Genomic DNA, 15,775 nt, shown 5'->3' with positions numbered 1-15,775 from the left:
CTCTCCCCCGGCCGCTCCCGTCGAGGGCCGTCGTCGATCGTACGTGCCCGCGCGCCGGTGTGGACCCCGGCGTCCGGATGCGCGAGGCTTTCCGCGTGCCTCACCTCAGCTCCGGTCCCGACGACGTCTCCGGCATCCTGTCCCGGCTGACCGCCGCGCGCGCCGATCGCGAGTTCCTCGCCGGCGTCGAACTCCACCTCCCTCGACTGCACGACCTGTTCCTCCGCCTCTACGGTGATCGGCCGGACGGCGTCGAGCGGCTGGCATCCGTCGTCGACCTCGCCCGACGCTCGTGGCACGCCCGCCCCGAGGAGCTCAAGGACGTGGACCGGAACCGCGCGAGCGAACCGGACTGGTTCGAGAGCGAACGGATGCTCGGCGGGGTCTGCTACGTCGACCGGTATGCGGGTGGGCTCCGTGGCATCCGGGAGTCCATCCCGTACTTCCGCGAACTGGGGCTGACGTACCTGCACCTCATGCCGCTGTTCGAGAGCCCCGAGGGCAACAGCGACGGCGGCTACGCGGTGTCGAGCTACCGGCGCGTGAATCCGGCCCTCGGCACGATAGCGGAGCTCGCCGAACTCGCCGGGGAACTGCGCCGGGCGGGCATCTCGCTGGTGGTCGACTTCATCTTCAACCACACGAGCAACGAGCACGAGTGGGCGCAGAAGGCCGTGGCCGGGGAGGCCGGATTCGAGGACTTCTACCTCATCTACCCCGACCGCGAGATGCCCGACGCCTACGAGCGGACGACGCGCGAGATCTTCCCCGACGACCACCCCGGCTCGTTCGTGCAGCTGCCCGACGGCCGGTGGATCTGGGCGACCTTCTACCACTTCCAGTGGGACCTGAACTACGCCAACCCCGCGGTGTTCGAGGCGATGGCCGGGGAGATGCTGTTCCTCGCGAACCAGGGCGTGGAGATCCTGCGGATGGATGCCGTGGCCTTCATCTGGAAGCGGCTCGGCACGACGTGCGAGTCCCTGCCCGAGGCGCACCTCCTCCTGCAGGCGTTCAACGCGGTGCTGCGCATGGCGGCGCCGAGTCTGCTGTTCAAGTCCGAGGCGATCGTCCACCCCGACGAGGTGGTCTCGTACATCTCGCCCGAGGAGTGCCAGCTGTCGTACAACCCGCTGCAGATGGCGCTCACGTGGGAGGCGCTCGCCACCCGCGACGGACGTCTGCTGCAGCAGGCGCTCGAGCGCCGCCACGGCCTGCCCGAGGGCACCGCGTGGGTCAACTACGTGCGCAGTCACGACGACATCGGGTGGACGTTCGCGGACGAGGATGCCGAGGAGTTCGGCATCCAGGGGTATCCGCATCGGCGGTTCCTCAACGACTTCTACGTCGGACGCGTCGAGGGGTCGTTCTCGCGCGGCGTCCCCTTCCAGGAGAACCCCCGCACCGGGGACGCTCGCATCACCGGGACGACGGCCTCCCTCGCCGGGATCGAGGCCGGCGACGCGGGCGGCGAGGACCGCGTGATCCTCGCGCACGCGCTGGCCCTTTCGACCGGCGGCATCCCGCTGCTCTACCTCGGCGACGAGGTCGCCCAGCTCAACGACTACACCTATCGCCGCAACCGCGCCGAGGCGGGCGACAGCCGGTGGGTGCACCGCCCGCACCGTCCCGAACAGAACTACGCGGAGCGGACGGATGCCACGACCCCCGCGGGCCGCGTCTTCTCACGGCTCACGCGGCTCATCGACGTCCGTCGGTCTACGCCCGAACTCGCCGGGAACGAGCTCATCGCTTTCGACGCGCACATCGACTCGGTGGTCGCGTTCCTCCGCCCCGGCGACGCCGGCGCGTCGATCCTCGTACTGGCCAACGTCGCCGATCATGCCGTCGAGATCGACGCGCTCGCCCTCTCCGCGACTGGAACCGGATGCCGTCGACCTCGTCGCCGAGGAACAGGTCGCCCTCGCGGGCGGGCTCACGGTACCAGCGCACGGGGTGCTGTGGCTGCGGGTGGGCGTGCGCTGACGCGGCGATGCGGCCCGGGCGCCGAGCTCAGGGAGTCGGTGCCTGCGACAGCGGGACGTTGGTGTTGTTGATCTGCGCGGGGTTCCGCACGAGGGTCACGGTCGCCGAATTGACCGTCGCGAACCGACGCGTCTGCGCCGTGTTTCCCGCGTAGTACGGGCTGTCGAAGCGGAAGTAGAAGTCCACCGGGATGTCGGTGATCGCGCCCGTCGCGACCACGGGCTGAGCGTACGTCGAGCGGTAGACGTTGTAGGTCTGGCCCCCGACGACCTCGGTTCCGACCTGGGACAGCGTGCTCCAGTCGGGGTTGCTTCCGGGCAGCGCCGCGAAGGTCGGGGCCGGCCACCCCTGCGAGAACAGGACCTCGAAGAAGATTCCCGTGACGACGTCCCCGGCGGACGTACCTGTCACCCGCAGATACTTGTCCCCCGAGTCAGCGTCGTATTGCAAAGCCCCGGACGATTCGGAGCCCTGCGTCGTCGGGTACCAGCCGACGCCGAAGCTCGACTCGATGGCGTACGTCGGAGTGCCCGACGCTGAAGCATGCGGGGCAGCCATGGCGATCGCCACCGCGGGCACGCTCCATGCCGCACCCACCATCAGCGTTCGACGGGGAACGCCGCTTTTCGAGTCGGCAGGGTTCTGGTGCGAGGGCGTCGCGGTCATGGGAGTCCTCCTCAGACGAGCTCATCCGCACCGGGCGTGCGGAGGTCTGCCGATTCTGGGCGGGAGCGCGGCTCTCGGGTGGCGGCGAGAGACAGTTTCTCCGTCGGTGGGACGGACTGGCCAAGCCCCGGACAGGCGTGAGACACCCCAGCGCCGCATGAGACAGATTGGCCTCCCGCGTCTTCCCGGGTCGAGAACCGGTCCCACACGCGGGCGGAGATTGCAACCGACAGTTGCGGTGGGAGCTGCTCAGTATCGTCGCTCCCACGATCCCCCCGGCCAGGAGCAGCGTTGAACAGCCGAGATCGGCGTTGCCCTCGCACGCCTCCGGTGTCGCGCTGACCGGTACAGCAGCGCAAGCGTGGCTGAGCGCGCACGGATGGCACGCCCGGCCAGACCGTCCGCTGAGACTGTTCGCGGACGTCATCCGCGCCGATCCGTTCGCCCTCGGCCGGATCTGGCACACCGCGGCAACCATGAGCTTGGCGGGAAACGAGCACTGGGGCGACGAGCACTTCCTCGCCGTGTTGGGCGTCGAGGGAGACCAGATGCTGTCCACTCCGCGGGGCGTGGTTCCTTTGGCACCCGGGTCATTCCACATTCAACGTCTCAACGAGGAACTTGTGGTGTCGGCGCCGAGGGCCTGCGCGCGGATCGTGATCGTCTCCGACTGGGCCAGCATCGGTGTGCCGGCTCCGCCCGCGCCCCCGTCCGTGATCGATCAGGACTACGTGAAGGTCTTCGTCAGCGCCGTGAACGCTGCGTTGAACCTGCCGAATCTCCCTCCGGGAGACGCATTCACCCATCTCAAGCTCGGAATCGAATCGCTCTTCGCCGCCACGGTCACCGTGGCGGATGCCCCCCCCCCCCACGAGAGCATCTTCGAGCGCGCGGAGTCCCTGATCCGACAACGTTCGTTGGATCCGCGATTCGATGTACGCCGACTCATCCAGGAACTGGGAACGTCCCGCGCGAGCCTGTACCGAGCCTTCGAGGCCCACGGGCGCGCGCCCAGTACGGACATTCGGGCACGGCGGGTGGCGGCGGCGCGAGCGATGATGCAGCGCACGACGCCGCGTAGCCAGGATGACCTGCTGCGGGTCGCGTTCTCCTCGGGGTTCGGCTCGGTGAAGTCCATGCAGAGGGCGCTGACGTCCGAACCCGAGCCAGCCGCGCCGACGGAGGCGGAAACGACACGCCCCGTCCTGATCACGTGAGGCGGACGCGCCCAGCACGGCGAGCAGAGTGGATGCCATCGAGGCAGCGTCGCGGTCCTCCTCAACGAGCGAGAAGTTCGAGAGAACGACCTCGGCCTGACGAAAGAGGGACGGCGAGTTACAAGGAACTTCCGCCGAAATCAGTGGGTGAGCACCGTCTGGTGAGCCTCACCTCGACACAGGCAGACCTCGGCCCCGGCGAGTCCGCTCACCGGCTCGTCGATGAAACTGCACTCCGCCACCGTCCGTCGACGGAACAGCGTGCGAACGATGCGAACAGTGGCGTTGCCGTGGCCGCAGCGGCGGCACGTGGACTGCCGGAGCTTGTCGCCCGGAACTCCGGTCCATACGTCGGAGACAACCATGTCTGAAGCACCTCTCCCAGCGCGCGCGTCGTTGCGTTTTCTGTGCTGGCGCGCAGGAAAATAGCACCGGCCGCGAGCCCCGTCAGCGAGGATGCGCAACTTCACCTCGCAGTTCACCCTGAGTGCAGGCTTCTCACGAGACTCGACGACCCGAGGGCGGGAAGCGGAGAGCTTACCGACGAGGGGGTCGCGCGTTACACGTCTGTCACGATCCTCCTGAATACTCGGGCTCACGGGGTGGCGATGTGGCTGACGTGCCAGGTGGGCGCGTTCGGCCGCCGATCGGGGCATGTCTCCCGCTATCACGGGGAATTCCATGACTGACGTCTCATCCATCGACGAATTCGCACGCAACGGCGTCAACCGTCGCACGGTCCTCAGGGGAGCGGCATGGACGGTCCCCGTCATTGCGCTCGCGGTCGCCGCACCGGTCGCCGCCGCCGCGTCGACCACGGACGCTAGTGCCTACGCACTCAACGGCTCTTGCGGCACGCCCGGCATCCTGGGGCCCGGGTTCACTCTTACTGCGAGCCCGACGGCACCGCTTCCGGTCGGCACCACTGTCGTCATCTCTGGCACAGGGGTGGCGAACATCGGTGTGTTCTCGGCGACGCCCTCTGGCTTCGCGACGCAGACTCGCCTGAGCGCTACGAGCACGCAGTTCACGCTTACGGCGGAAGTTGCGGCGGGCGCGACGATCGCGATGCGCACCACCCTGTCGACCAGTGTGCGGTGGACGTTGCGTGCCACGACGACCCTGCCCGAGGGGTACATCGGTACGGGTGCCAAGACAGACGCCACCGTCACCTCAGCGCTCACCGGCTGCTCGACCGCGTAGGTCCTCTCCCTAAGACGCCCCTCTTCGCACTCCGTGCGGGGAGGGGCGCTTTTCGTGGGACATCGACTTCGCCGCAGCGCCAATGTTTCCGTGCCGGCTACAGGACTTGAACCTGCAACCCCCGTATTACAAGTACGGTGCGCTACCAATTGCGCCAAGCCGGCGAACCGCGGAAATCCGCGGACCTGACCTTCGGTGGGGGTGAACCCACCGCGAACCGACACACGGGCCGGTGAGCAAGAGTCTATCGAGCCACGGCCGCGCCGACGGCGTCGACCGGACGGGAGGCGGACGACGAGCCGTGCGCGACACGGACACTCCTTGTCGGCGCCAATGCGGGCGCCTGTGTGGCACCGCGCACAAAGATTCCCCTACTGCGTGCCGTGAGCCACGAGTCTTGGGGGAATCATGGAGATTTTGTCGCGCCGGAGCATGTTGACCGCGGCGGCCTGGGGAGCACCGTCGATCGCCCTCACGGTAGGGAGTCCGCAGAGGGCCGAGGCTGCCGAAGACGCGACACCGGAGTCCATCTGGGCCGTGACGGATCCCATCGCGATCGATGTCGCCTCTCCCCGATGGTCGGTCGATGCGACCGGGGCCACGGACTCGACGGCGGGGCTGAACGCCGCCATCGCGGCCGCGCCCGTCGGCGCCACGCTCATGCTGCGGGGAAAGTTCCTCTTCAACTCCTCCGTGTCGATCCCCGGGTCGAAGTTCCTCACCCTGGATGCGCGAGACGCAACGCTCGTCCGCGGGGGCGACGGATTCCTGATGCGCGCCGCCAGGACCCTCGAGTCGCCTACCTCCGTGACCGCGGTGACGACCGCGTCGACGGTGCTCGACGGCCAGACCTACTCGTTCTCCCGCCTCACCCTGAGCGAGGCACGCAGCTGGTCGAGGGGGGACGTCGTCAAGGTCGTCGCGGACGACCCGGCGCCCACCGCTCGCTACGCCTCGGGAGCCGCGTCGATTCCACGGATCGGCGAATTCGCGACGGTCTTCCAGGTGGATGGCACCACCGTCGATCTGGTCAGCACCCTCATCGACTCGTACCAGACCAACGTGCGCGTCGCGCGACTGGCCCCGGGTTCGGCGACGTTCCTCGGTGGCGCATGGGACATCACCGATGGAGTACTCAGCGGTCGAGTCGTCGGCGGGGCCATTCGTTGCACGAACCTCACGCAACCGACGGTTCTGGACCAGGAGGCACTGCGAGACGTCGGGCAGCCCGTGATGATGCGGTCGTGTTTCGGATACCTCGTCGAGCGGCAGCTCGTGCGGTACGCGATGAACGCACCGGACAACTCTCCCTCGGTCGTCGGGTACGGGGTGGTCGATCAAGGTTCGATGCATGGCCGCGCACGCGACTGCCGCACCCTCGACGGACGTCACGGGTGGACCGACGTCGCCGCGGCCGTCGAAACGGGCGGAGATGTCAGCCTCTATGGACGCACCATGTCGGCGAAGATCTTTGGCGCGCAAGTCACGGCGGCGGGGAACTCCGGTCTCGACACTCATCACGGCTCCTACGGCATTGAGTTCCACGGGGCGAGTGTCGTCGGCGCTCCCGGTGCGAATACCGGCTTTGCGCTGCGCGGCGAAAAACACCGTGTGGTCGGCTGCACCGTCGTGGGCTGTCAGAACGCGGTCACCGTCTTCAACGACACGACAGGTTCGGGCGCCGGTACTTCCCCCGAGTCGCGCGAGCACTACGTGAGTGATCTGCGCACCGTCGACACTCGGCGAGTGTTGAATGTCGATGTTCACGGAACAGGGCATCAGAAGGTAGGCCAAAGAGACGGACGCTCAAGCATCGTCGTCGACGGACTCTATGCTCTCGGAGCCACGCAACTCGCACGAGTCGTCAACGGGCGAGCGCGTATCGCACGTGCGACTGTCAATCTTGGCTCGGATGTCTCAGGTGCAGTCGTCGAAGCCTTCAATTCGCAACTGATCCTCGACGTGGACATCGATGCCGAGGGGGTCACTGGCGCAACGGACACGCCACGAGTCCTCTACTCAGCAGATTCGGATATCCGCCTCCACGGGGCGCTCTCCACCTCGAACGCCTACCGCACGGCCGTCGGACCTCAGCCCTTCTACTGCGAGACATCGACGCAGCGGGCCGACTTCGACGTCACCTTCGAACAGCCGTGGACGAGCGACAACCTGTTCCGCGTCCAGGAGGCCATCACCAAGGCCAGTGTCGTGTGGCGCGTGCTTCCCGACGCCGCCGATACCGGGACCCAACGGTCGTCCGCGGCTCTGGAGATCGTCGGCAGCGATCTCGAGACGACGACATACCCCGCGCGACTGCTCCGGTCGATCGAACCCAACCTTCTTCTCCTGGCACGGACGAAGGACGGGATCGCGCGGAACCTCGGGGCGCTTGCCTCCGGCAAGTTCATCGGCCAGCGTCTCACGGTGTCACCCTCGAGTCTCAGCGGCGCTTTCACCGTCCGACACGGAGCGTCCTACGGAACCTCCCTCGCGGGCGCCTCCGACAAGACACTGACCGTGGGGCAGTTCCTCCGACTCATCTGGATCGGAACGGTCTGGGCGCAGGAGGACGGGCTCTAGTCGGGACGCTCGCCGGGGTCTCCCCCGCGCGGGCCTCAGCCCGCGGCGGTCGGGGTGGGCGTCGGGGTCGGCGTGGCGGTGGAGTAGTAGGCGTTGCTGTCGACCGTGAGCACGAACTGGGCGAACTCCTTCGGGTCGTCCATGCGGCCGACGTACGGCGTGCCGTTGACGAGGACCGTGGGGGTCGCGGTCAGCGCCTGGCCCTTGGTGTCGGGCAGACCCTTGATCGCGCGGTCGGTCGCGGCCTTGGCCCACGCGGTGTAGGTCTCGTCCTCGATGCACTGGCGAACCGTGTCGGGGTTGCTCACGCCCGCGCCCTGCGCCATGTCGGCGAGCTTCTCGTCGCTGTAACCGTCGGAGTCGACGGGCGGCTGGTTGATCAGCAGCTCGTGGTTGAACGCGAAGAACTTGTCGGAGGCGTGGGTCGCGACACAGGCCGCGGCGCCGGCGGCGCGGAGGCTGTACTTCGTGCCGTTCGACTTCGAGGTGAGCATCGCCACCGGGTAGTACGTGAGCGAAGCGGCATCCTGGGACACCCACTTCGAGAGCTGCTCGGCGTTCGCGAGCTGGAACTCCCGCGCCTCGCTGGAGAGATAGTCGACGTACACGCGGATGTCGACCGGCGCGGCGGTGGTGGTCGGCGACGGGGTGGGCGTCGGAGTCGGGGTGGGCGTGGCCTCGGCCGCCAGAGCGGAGGCGTTGCCGTCGACGGTCTGATCGGCGCGGGGGTCGGCGATGCCGGTCGCCGCGGTGACGACGAAGCCGTCGTCGGAGGCGGCATCCGGAAGCGCCTGCGAACGTCCATCGCGCGAGGACAGCGCGTAGGTCACGCCGGCGGCGCCCACGGCCACGACCGCGACGGCGCCGACGACCAGCAGCGTCCGGCGCACGATCCGCGCCCGGGTCTGCCGCGCCTTGACCTGCTGCGCCTTCTCGCGCACCGCCTCGCGGCGGGCGTTCTCGGCGGGCAGATTCGGCGTCTGGTCGTTGGACATGGGACCTCTCGGGCGCGGACGGATGCCGCTGACGATGATGGGAACGCACGGGTAGGCGAACGAGGATCGATGGTAGTAAGCCTGGCTGAGAAATGACCAGACACGTGCGATACTGACCCTGCGCTCACTGTCGCGCGCGCTCGGGGTCGCCCCCGTTCATTCCATTCACTACGGATCGTCCGGCACGTACCTGCCGGTGAAGGAGAAGAAGAAATGGCGTCCGTCACCTTTGACAACGCAACCCGTCTGTACCCCGGAGGCACTCGCCCGGCGGTCGACAAGCTCAACCTCGAGGTCGGAGACGGCGAGTTCCTCGTCCTCGTCGGCCCCTCCGGTTGCGGTAAGTCCACGTCGCTGCGCATGCTCGCCGGCCTCGAAGAGGTCAACTCCGGCCGCATCCTCATCGGCGACCGTGACGTCACCGACGTCCCCCCGAAGGACCGCGACATCGCGATGGTCTTCCAGAACTACGCGCTGTACCCGCACATGACCGTCGCCGAGAACATGGGCTTCGCCCTGAAGATCGCCGGCGTCGGCAAGGAAGAGCGTGCCGCTCGCGTCCTCGAGGCCGCGAAGCTCCTCGACCTCGAGCAGTACCTGACCCGCAAGCCGAAGGCCCTCTCGGGTGGTCAGCGTCAGCGTGTCGCCATGGGCCGCGCGATCGTGCGTCAGCCCCAGGTGTTCCTCATGGACGAGCCGCTGTCGAACCTCGACGCGAAGCTCCGCGTGCAGACCCGCACGCAGATCGCGTCGCTGCAGCGCCGCCTCGGCGTCACCACGGTCTACGTCACGCACGACCAGACCGAGGCCCTCACCATGGGTGACCGCATTGCGGTCCTCAAGGACGGTCTGCTCCAGCAGGTCGGCACCCCGCGCGACCTGTACGAGAAGCCGAAGAACGTCTTTGTCGCCGGCTTCATCGGCTCCCCCGCGATGAACCTGTTCCCGGTCGACCTGGCCGAGGGCGGCGTCCGCTTCGGCGACCTCGTCGTCCCCGTCGAGGCCGACGTCATCGGCAAGGCGCACGGATCGGAGGTCACCATCGGTGTCCGCCCCGAGGACATCCAGGTCGCCCCGGCCGACGGCAAGGGCCTCACGGTCGTCGTCGACCTCGTCGAGGAGCTCGGCGCCGACGGCTACCTCTACGGTCACACCGACATCAACGGCAAGCGCACCGACATCGTGGCGCGCGTCGACGGCCGCCGTCACCCCAACGCGGGCGAGACGGTCGTTCTGGCGCCGGTCCCCGGTCACGTGCACGTCTTCGACCTCGAGTCGGGCGAGCGCCTCACCGACAAGGCCATCGCTTCGGCCTGATCTACGCACCGTCGCGGCGCGGGGAGTCTTCTTGGACTCCCCGCGCCGCACCCTTTTCCCCGGAGGAACCGTGGCCGAATCCCTCAGCATCACCGCCAGCGCCGTCGACCCGGGACTGCTGCAGCTGCCGTGGTCGACGGGCCTGGCCGACTGGCCGAGCTCCCACATCGTCGCCCTTCCCAAGGGCATCTCGCGCCACCTCGTGCGGTTCGCGAACCTCTCCGGCCGCGTCGTCGCCATCAAGGAGACGACCGAGGAGATGGCCCGTCGCGAGTACGACATGCTGGGCAACCTCGACCGCCTCGACGCGCCCTGCGTCGACCGCGTTGCCGTGATCGCGGGGCGCACCGATGCCTCGGGCCGCCCGCTCCCCGCGGCGCTGGTCACGGCGCACCTGAAGTTCTCACTCCCCTACCGCGCGCTGTTCACGCAGGTACTGCGCCCGCACACCGCGACGCGTCTGGTCGACGCTCTGGCGGTTCTGCTCGTGCGCCTCCACAACGTCGGCTTCTACTGGGGCGACGTGTCGCTGTCGAACACGCTGTTCCGCCGCGACGCGGGTGAATTCGCCGCGTACCTCGTCGACGCGGAGACGGGCGAGCTGCAGGGCAACCGCCTGACCGCCGGGCAGCGCGCACACGATCTCGACATCGCCCGCATCAACATCGCCGGCGAGATCATGGACCTTGAGGCCGGCGGCCGCCTCGAGGGCGGAGTGGATGCCGTCGCGATCGCCGACGGACTCGTCGCCTCGTACCACTCGTTGTGGGGCGCGCTCACCGACAAGGAGACGTTCGCCGTCGACGAGTCGTGGCGGATCACCGAGCGCGTGCACCGCCTCAACGCTCTCGGTTTCGACATCGGCGAGATGTCGATCAAGACCGCGAGCGACGGCACGCAGGTCTCGATCCAGCCCAAGGTCGTGGATGCCGGGCACCACCAGCGTCGCCTGCTGCGGCTCACGGGTCTCGACGTGGAGGAGAACCAGGCCCGCCGCCTGCTCAACGACCTGGACGAGTTCCGCGCGCGGGTCTCACGCCTCGGAGCCGACGAGGAGATGGTCGCGCACGAGTGGCTCACCCGCGTCTTCGAGCCCATCGTCATGGCGATCCCGTTCGACCTGCGCGCGAAGCTCGAACCGGCCGAGGTCTTCCACCAGGTGCTCGAGCACCGGTGGTACATGTCGCAGGCGCGCGGCCGGTCCGTGCCGCTGGCCGAGGTCGTGACCTCCTACATCGACGACGTGCTGAGCCACCGTCGCGACGAGGCGACGGTCATGGGACCGCCGACCGACACGATGTCGCTGGCCACCATCTCCGACGCCTCGGCCCCGGAGACCGGTGAAGTCCCCACCACCGACACGGACGTCATCGACTGGCGCGATCTGGTCTGACAGAACGACGACGGCGCCGCCCCGGAAGGGACGGCGCCGTCGTCGTTCGAGCGGTCAGTAACCGACGGCGAAGTGGTCGCGCGAGTGCTTCGGGTTCTCGATCTCGTCGAGCACCGCCACGGCGAAGTCGGCGCCCGAGATGAACGAGTTGCCGTCGGCATCCACGACGAGGACGTGCCCGCCGTCGCGGTACGCGCCGGTGCGCTCCCCGGGAGCCCACACGCCGAACCCGCCGGCGGGGTGCACGTAGAACCAGTCGCGGTCCGAGGAGTCTGCCTCGAGGTCTTCCAGGATGCCGATGGCCTCCGACGCCTCGGGCTTGTACTCGTCGGTGAAGCCCTCGGTGTCGATGAGGCGCGGGCCGCCCTCGGCCACGAGCGATCCGCCGGCGCCGCCGATGACGCCCAGACGCACGTCCTCGGGGAGGACGGAGTTCAGCTGCGCGATCGCGGGGCGGAGCTTGCCCAGCATGTCGCCGCGCGGCGCGACGGCCGAGACGACGACGTCGACGCCCTCGAGCTCGGCGAGCAGGCCGGGCACGTCGAGGACGGTGCCCTCGATGTAGGTCGCTCCCTCGACGCGCTCGGCCGGCACCGAACGGGCGACCGAGACGACCGTGTGGCCGCGACGGACGGCTTCGGTCACGATGTGGCTGCCGGCGTAGCCGGTTCCTCCGATGACGGCGATACGGGTCACGGGTGTTCCTTTCCTCCGGTCCGCGATCCCCCGCGGACGTGTCCTCCCAGCGTGCCGGTTCCGGGCCCCGTCGCGAAGCGCGGACGCCCGAAACCGACACGATTCACAGCAGGATCTGCAGCGGGTTCTCGATACGCGCCACGAACGCGGCCAACCACTGCGCCGCGAGCGCCCCGTCGAGCACCCGATGATCAGCCGAGAGCGTCACGGACATGACCGTGGCGGCCGCGAGCGACCCGTCCTCCTCGACCACGGGACGCCGCGTCGCGGCTCCGACGGCGAGGATCCCGGCGTGCGGCGGGTTGATGATCGCCGAGAACGACGTCGTCCCGTACATGCCGAGGTTCGACACCGCGAAGGAACCGCCCTCGAGCTCGTTCTGCTTCAGGCGGCTCTCGCGCGCCCGCTCCGCGAGGTCACGGACCGTGGCGGCGAGCTGGCTGATCGAGAGGCGGTCGGCCCCTCGGACCACCGGGGTGAGGAGCCCGCCGGGCACCGACACGGCCACGGCGATGTCGGCGGCCGAGAACCGGCGCGTGGCATCCGGGGTCCAGATCGCGTTCGCCTCAGGAACATCGCGCATCGCGCCGGCGACCGCCTTCACCACGAGGTCGTTGACCGAGATGCGCTGTTCGCGCCCCGCGTTGATCTGAGCCCGGAGGGCGAGCAGCGCATCGACCCGGCAGTCGGCCTGCAGGTAGAAGTGCGGAACGGTGGACTTCGACTCGGTGAGTCGCCGCGCGATCGCGCGACGCATTCCCGTGTGCGGCACGTCCTCGTACTCACTCCCCGCCGCCGCCGGAGCGGTCGGTTCGGACGCGGGCGGGGACGGGTTCGGGATGCCGCTCCTCCGGCGCCGGTGTCCACGCATCCAGGTCGCGGCGGACGATGCGTCCACGCGGACCGGATCCGGGGACCTCGGCGAGGTCGATGCCGCGCTCCGCGGCCAGCCGGCGCACGAGCGGCGAAGCGAAGAGGCGGCGCTCCTCGGCGAGCGGTTGAGCGGGAGCGGGAGCGGGAGCCGGGGCGGCAGCGGGAGCCGGAGCGGCGGCGGAAGCCGGAGCGGCGGCGGGAGCCGGGGTGGACGCCGGTGCCGGGGCGGCCGGCGCCTCCGCCGCCTCCTCGGGCACGGCGGCGACCTCGGCGTCGGACGGCGTCGCGCTCGCGGAGGCGGGCGCTCCCCCGGCCGCGGCGAGGGCGGCATCCACGCTCTCCCCCTCCTCGGCGAGGACGGCGATGGGGACGCCCACAGCGGCGGCGTCACCGGCGGGCAGGAGGATCCCTGCCAGGATGCCGGCGCGTTCGGCCTCGTATTCGACGACCGCCTTCTCGGTCTCGATCTCGACGATCGCCTGACCGGCGCGGACGGGACTGCCGACCTCGACGAGCCAGCTCTGGATCGCGGCCTCGGCGGCCCCGGTGGCGATCTCGGGCATGCGGACGACGACGGCCATCAGCGGATCCCTCCCGCCGCGCGCACGCGCTCGAGCCCTTCGACGACCTCTTCCGTGCGGGCGATCGCGGCCCGTTCGAGCACCTTGGAGATGCTCGGGCTCGCCTCCCCGCCGGTGACGCGCTCGACCGGCTGGTCGAGCCAGTCGAAGAACCGGCGCTGGATCTCGTCGGCGAGCCACGTTCCGTAGGACGGTCCGCGCGCGCCCTGTTCCACGATGAGGACGGCGTTGGTCTTGCGGATGCTCTCACCGACGGTGTCCCAGTCGAGCGACGCGCGGTCGAGCCAGCGGAGGTCGATGACCTCGGCATCCGTTCCGGTCTGCTCGACCGCCTCCAGGGTGTGACCGACCATCGACAGGTACGTGAGCACCGTCACGTCGTTGCCCTTGCGGCGCACGGCGGCGGATCCGGGCGGGATGACGTAGTCGAGATCGGCGTCGGGGACGCGGTCGGGCGTGCCGTAGAGGTCGACGTGCTCGATCACGAGCACCGGGTCTTCGAGTGCGAGGGCGGCGTTCATCAGGCCGACGTAGTCGGCGGCGGTCGAGGCGGCGACGATGCGCCACCCCGCCTGCGTCGCGAAGATGCCGGCCGGGTCCATGAGGTGCTGCGAGCCGTAGCCGGACCCCATCGCGACCTTCGTGCGCAGCACGAGCGGGACGGTGTTGTTGTCACCGAACATGTGCCGCGCCTTGCCGACCTGGTTGAACACCTGGTCGGCGGCGACCCACATGAAGTCGGGGTACATGAACTCCACGACGGGGCGGAACCGGCCGTCCATCGCGATGCCGCCGGCGGCGCCGAAGAAGCCGTTCTCACTGATCGGGGTGCCGATGACGCGGTCGGGGCCGTACTTCTCGGCGAGCCCCTTCGTCGCGCCGTTCGTGCCGCCGCCGAGGCGGTGCACGTCCTCGCCGAGCACGATGATGCGCGGGTCGGTCTCCATGCGGCGGTCCATGGTCTGGGCGACGGCATCGACGAACTTCACGTCGCGCCAGGGTCCGGTCCATTCCGCGGGCTCGGCGGTCGCGAGCGCGGCGAGTTCGGAGGCATCCCCCCGGATGCCGGTGTCCACCACGGCCGGGTCGGGCCACAGCTCCGGGCGGATGCGGCGTCGGCCGGGACGCTCGGGGTCGGCCTCGACAACGGCCGCGACCGACTGCGCGACGGCGGCCACGGCCTGCTCGCGGACCGCCTGCGCCTCGGCGTCGTCGAGGAGGCCCAGGCGGCGCATCTCGGACGCCGTTCGCTCGAGCGGATCGCGCGCCCGCCACTGCCCCTCTTCGTCCTTGGTCCGGTACCCGAACGCGCTGCCCGGGTAGGGGCCGTTCTGGTGGAAGAAGCGGTAGACCTCGGCCTCGACGATCGCGGGGCCCTCCCCCGCGCGCATGCGGTCGAGCGCTTCGCCCGTGGCGAGGTGCACGGCGAGCGGGTCCATGCCGTCCACGCGCCACGCGGGGATAGAGAAGCCCTGGCCGCGCACGGAGAAGCGCGTGTCGGCGCTCGCCTCGTCGGCGCGGGTCGACACCGCGTAGAGGTTGTTCTCGATGAAGAACGCGACGGGGAGCTTCCACGTCGACGCGAGGTTCATGGACTCCAGCACCGAGCCGATCTGGCTCGACCCGTCACCGAAGTAGTTGATCGAGACATCCGAGGTGCCGGCGTGCTTCTGTGCCCACGCGTGGCCGGTGGCGAGCGGAGCGCCGCCGCCGACGATCGCGTTCGTCCCCAGCGCACCGGCCTCGAGCCACTGCAGGTGCATCGAGCCACCGCGTCCCCCCGAGAAGCCGGAGGCGAGCCCGAGGATCTCGGCGAGCGTGCGGTCGAGCAGCGTCTGGATGTCGGGCGTCACGAGCGCGGCGGGATCGAGCGCGCCGCCGGAGACGTACGCGAGCGTCTTGGCGAGGAACTGGTGGTGTCCGCGGTGCGAGCCATTAACGGCATCCGCCGGGCGGAGGCTCACGATCGAGCCGACCGCGCCGCCCTCCTGCCCGATGCTGGAATGCGCGGGGCCGTGGACGAGACCCGCGCCCGCCAGGTCGAGCACCGCCTCCTCGAAGGCCCGGATGAGATGCAGCTGACCGAGCATCGTCCCGAGCAGTTCCGAGTCGGCCGCCTTCCAGTCCGCGGCGGTCGTCTCCAGCTGCACCCACTCGACACCGGTGTTCAGCCGTTTCCGCTTGGCCATGTCGCTCCTCACGCGTCGTTGCGTCCACCTATACAGGTCGTTCGCTCACACTGTACGATCGGATTGTCTCCAATACAAG

The 15,775-nt window shown here is 69.3% G+C and carries 12 protein-coding genes, 1 tRNA gene and 1 pseudogene; 6 read left to right on the top strand and 8 right to left on the bottom strand.

Features of this window, described 5'->3' with window-relative positions:
* Positions 1-77: 77 nt before the first annotated feature.
* A pseudogene (locus RKD05_RS12135) lies at positions 78-1,986 on the top strand (amylosucrase).
* 27 nt (positions 1,987-2,013) lie between these two features.
* Here RKD05_RS12135 and RKD05_RS12130 read toward each other — a convergent pair.
* Positions 2,014-2,652 carry a hypothetical protein gene (locus RKD05_RS12130; protein WP_424710310.1) on the bottom strand — a complete coding sequence of 213 codons (639 nt, stop codon included), beginning with the start codon at positions 2,650-2,652 and terminating at the stop codon, positions 2,014-2,016.
* 311 nt (positions 2,653-2,963) lie between these two features.
* On the opposite strand from RKD05_RS12130, the gene RKD05_RS12125 reads away from it, so the two are divergent.
* Positions 2,964-3,869, top strand: a complete 906-nt coding sequence (locus RKD05_RS12125) for a hypothetical protein (protein WP_424710309.1) — start codon at positions 2,964-2,966, stop codon at positions 3,867-3,869.
* 140 nt (positions 3,870-4,009) lie between these two features.
* On the opposite strand, the gene RKD05_RS12120 is transcribed toward RKD05_RS12125, so the two are convergent.
* Positions 4,010-4,234 (bottom strand): hypothetical protein, encoded by a 225-nt coding sequence (locus tag RKD05_RS12120; RefSeq protein ID WP_424710307.1) that lies wholly within the window; start codon positions 4,232-4,234, stop codon positions 4,010-4,012.
* A gap of 316 nt (positions 4,235-4,550) precedes the next feature.
* On the opposite strand from RKD05_RS12120, the gene RKD05_RS12115 reads away from it, so the two are divergent.
* On the top strand, positions 4,551-5,072 hold the full coding sequence (locus RKD05_RS12115) for a hypothetical protein (protein WP_424710305.1): 522 nt from the start codon (positions 4,551-4,553) through the stop codon (positions 5,070-5,072).
* A 91-nt stretch (positions 5,073-5,163) separates the two neighbouring features.
* Here the strand turns inward: RKD05_RS12115 and RKD05_RS12110 are convergent.
* Positions 5,164-5,236: transfer RNA gene (locus RKD05_RS12110), tRNA-Thr, on the bottom strand.
* Between the two features lie 841 nt (positions 5,237-6,077).
* Between RKD05_RS12110 and RKD05_RS12105 the strand changes: the two genes are divergently transcribed.
* Complete coding sequence (locus RKD05_RS12105; protein ID WP_424710304.1) at positions 6,078-7,652, top strand: hypothetical protein; 1,575 nt, start codon at positions 6,078-6,080, stop codon at positions 7,650-7,652.
* A gap of 35 nt (positions 7,653-7,687) precedes the next feature.
* On the opposite strand, the gene RKD05_RS12100 is transcribed toward RKD05_RS12105, so the two are convergent.
* On the bottom strand, positions 7,688-8,647 hold the full coding sequence (locus RKD05_RS12100) for a DsbA family protein (protein WP_424710302.1): 960 nt from the start codon (positions 8,645-8,647) through the stop codon (positions 7,688-7,690).
* A 213-nt stretch (positions 8,648-8,860) separates the two neighbouring features.
* On the opposite strand from RKD05_RS12100, the gene RKD05_RS12095 reads away from it, so the two are divergent.
* Complete coding sequence (locus RKD05_RS12095) at positions 8,861-9,964, top strand: ABC transporter ATP-binding protein (protein WP_063256374.1); 1,104 nt, start codon at positions 8,861-8,863, stop codon at positions 9,962-9,964.
* Positions 9,965-10,034: 70 nt separating this feature from the next.
* A complete protein-coding gene (locus tag RKD05_RS12090) occupies positions 10,035-11,357 on the top strand; it encodes a DUF4032 domain-containing protein (RefSeq protein ID WP_424710301.1) in 1,323 nt (440 codons plus the stop codon).
* Positions 11,358-11,411: 54 nt separating this feature from the next.
* Here RKD05_RS12090 and RKD05_RS12085 read toward each other — a convergent pair whose 3' ends face one another.
* The 4 genes from RKD05_RS12085 to RKD05_RS12070 all read right to left on the bottom strand — a co-directional run bounded on the left by RKD05_RS12085 (position 11,412) and on the right by RKD05_RS12070 (position 15,696).
* Positions 11,412-12,053, bottom strand: a complete 642-nt coding sequence (locus RKD05_RS12085) for an NAD(P)-dependent oxidoreductase (RefSeq protein ID WP_424710300.1) — start codon at positions 12,051-12,053, stop codon at positions 11,412-11,414.
* A 103-nt stretch (positions 12,054-12,156) separates the two neighbouring features.
* Positions 12,157-12,825, bottom strand: a complete 669-nt coding sequence (locus RKD05_RS12080; protein ID WP_424710299.1) for a 2-oxo acid dehydrogenase subunit E2 — start codon at positions 12,823-12,825, stop codon at positions 12,157-12,159.
* Between the two features lie 10 nt (positions 12,826-12,835).
* Positions 12,836-13,507, bottom strand: coding sequence for an E3 binding domain-containing protein (locus RKD05_RS12075; RefSeq protein WP_424710298.1), 672 nt, complete (start codon positions 13,505-13,507; stop codon positions 12,836-12,838).
* On the bottom strand, positions 13,507-15,696 hold the full coding sequence (locus RKD05_RS12070; protein ID WP_424710297.1) for an alpha-ketoacid dehydrogenase subunit alpha/beta: 2,190 nt from the start codon (positions 15,694-15,696) through the stop codon (positions 13,507-13,509). Before RKD05_RS12070 ends, RKD05_RS12075 begins: the two co-directional genes overlap by 1 nt.
* Positions 15,697-15,775: the final 79 nt, after the last annotated feature.

It is taken from the genome of Microbacterium sp. SLBN-111 (genome assembly GCF_049739645.1).
Lineage (GTDB): Bacteria > Actinomycetota > Actinomycetes > Actinomycetales > Microbacteriaceae > Microbacterium.
Note: the sequence above shows the minus strand (reverse complement) of the source record. Positions and strands in the feature narration are given on the sequence as shown.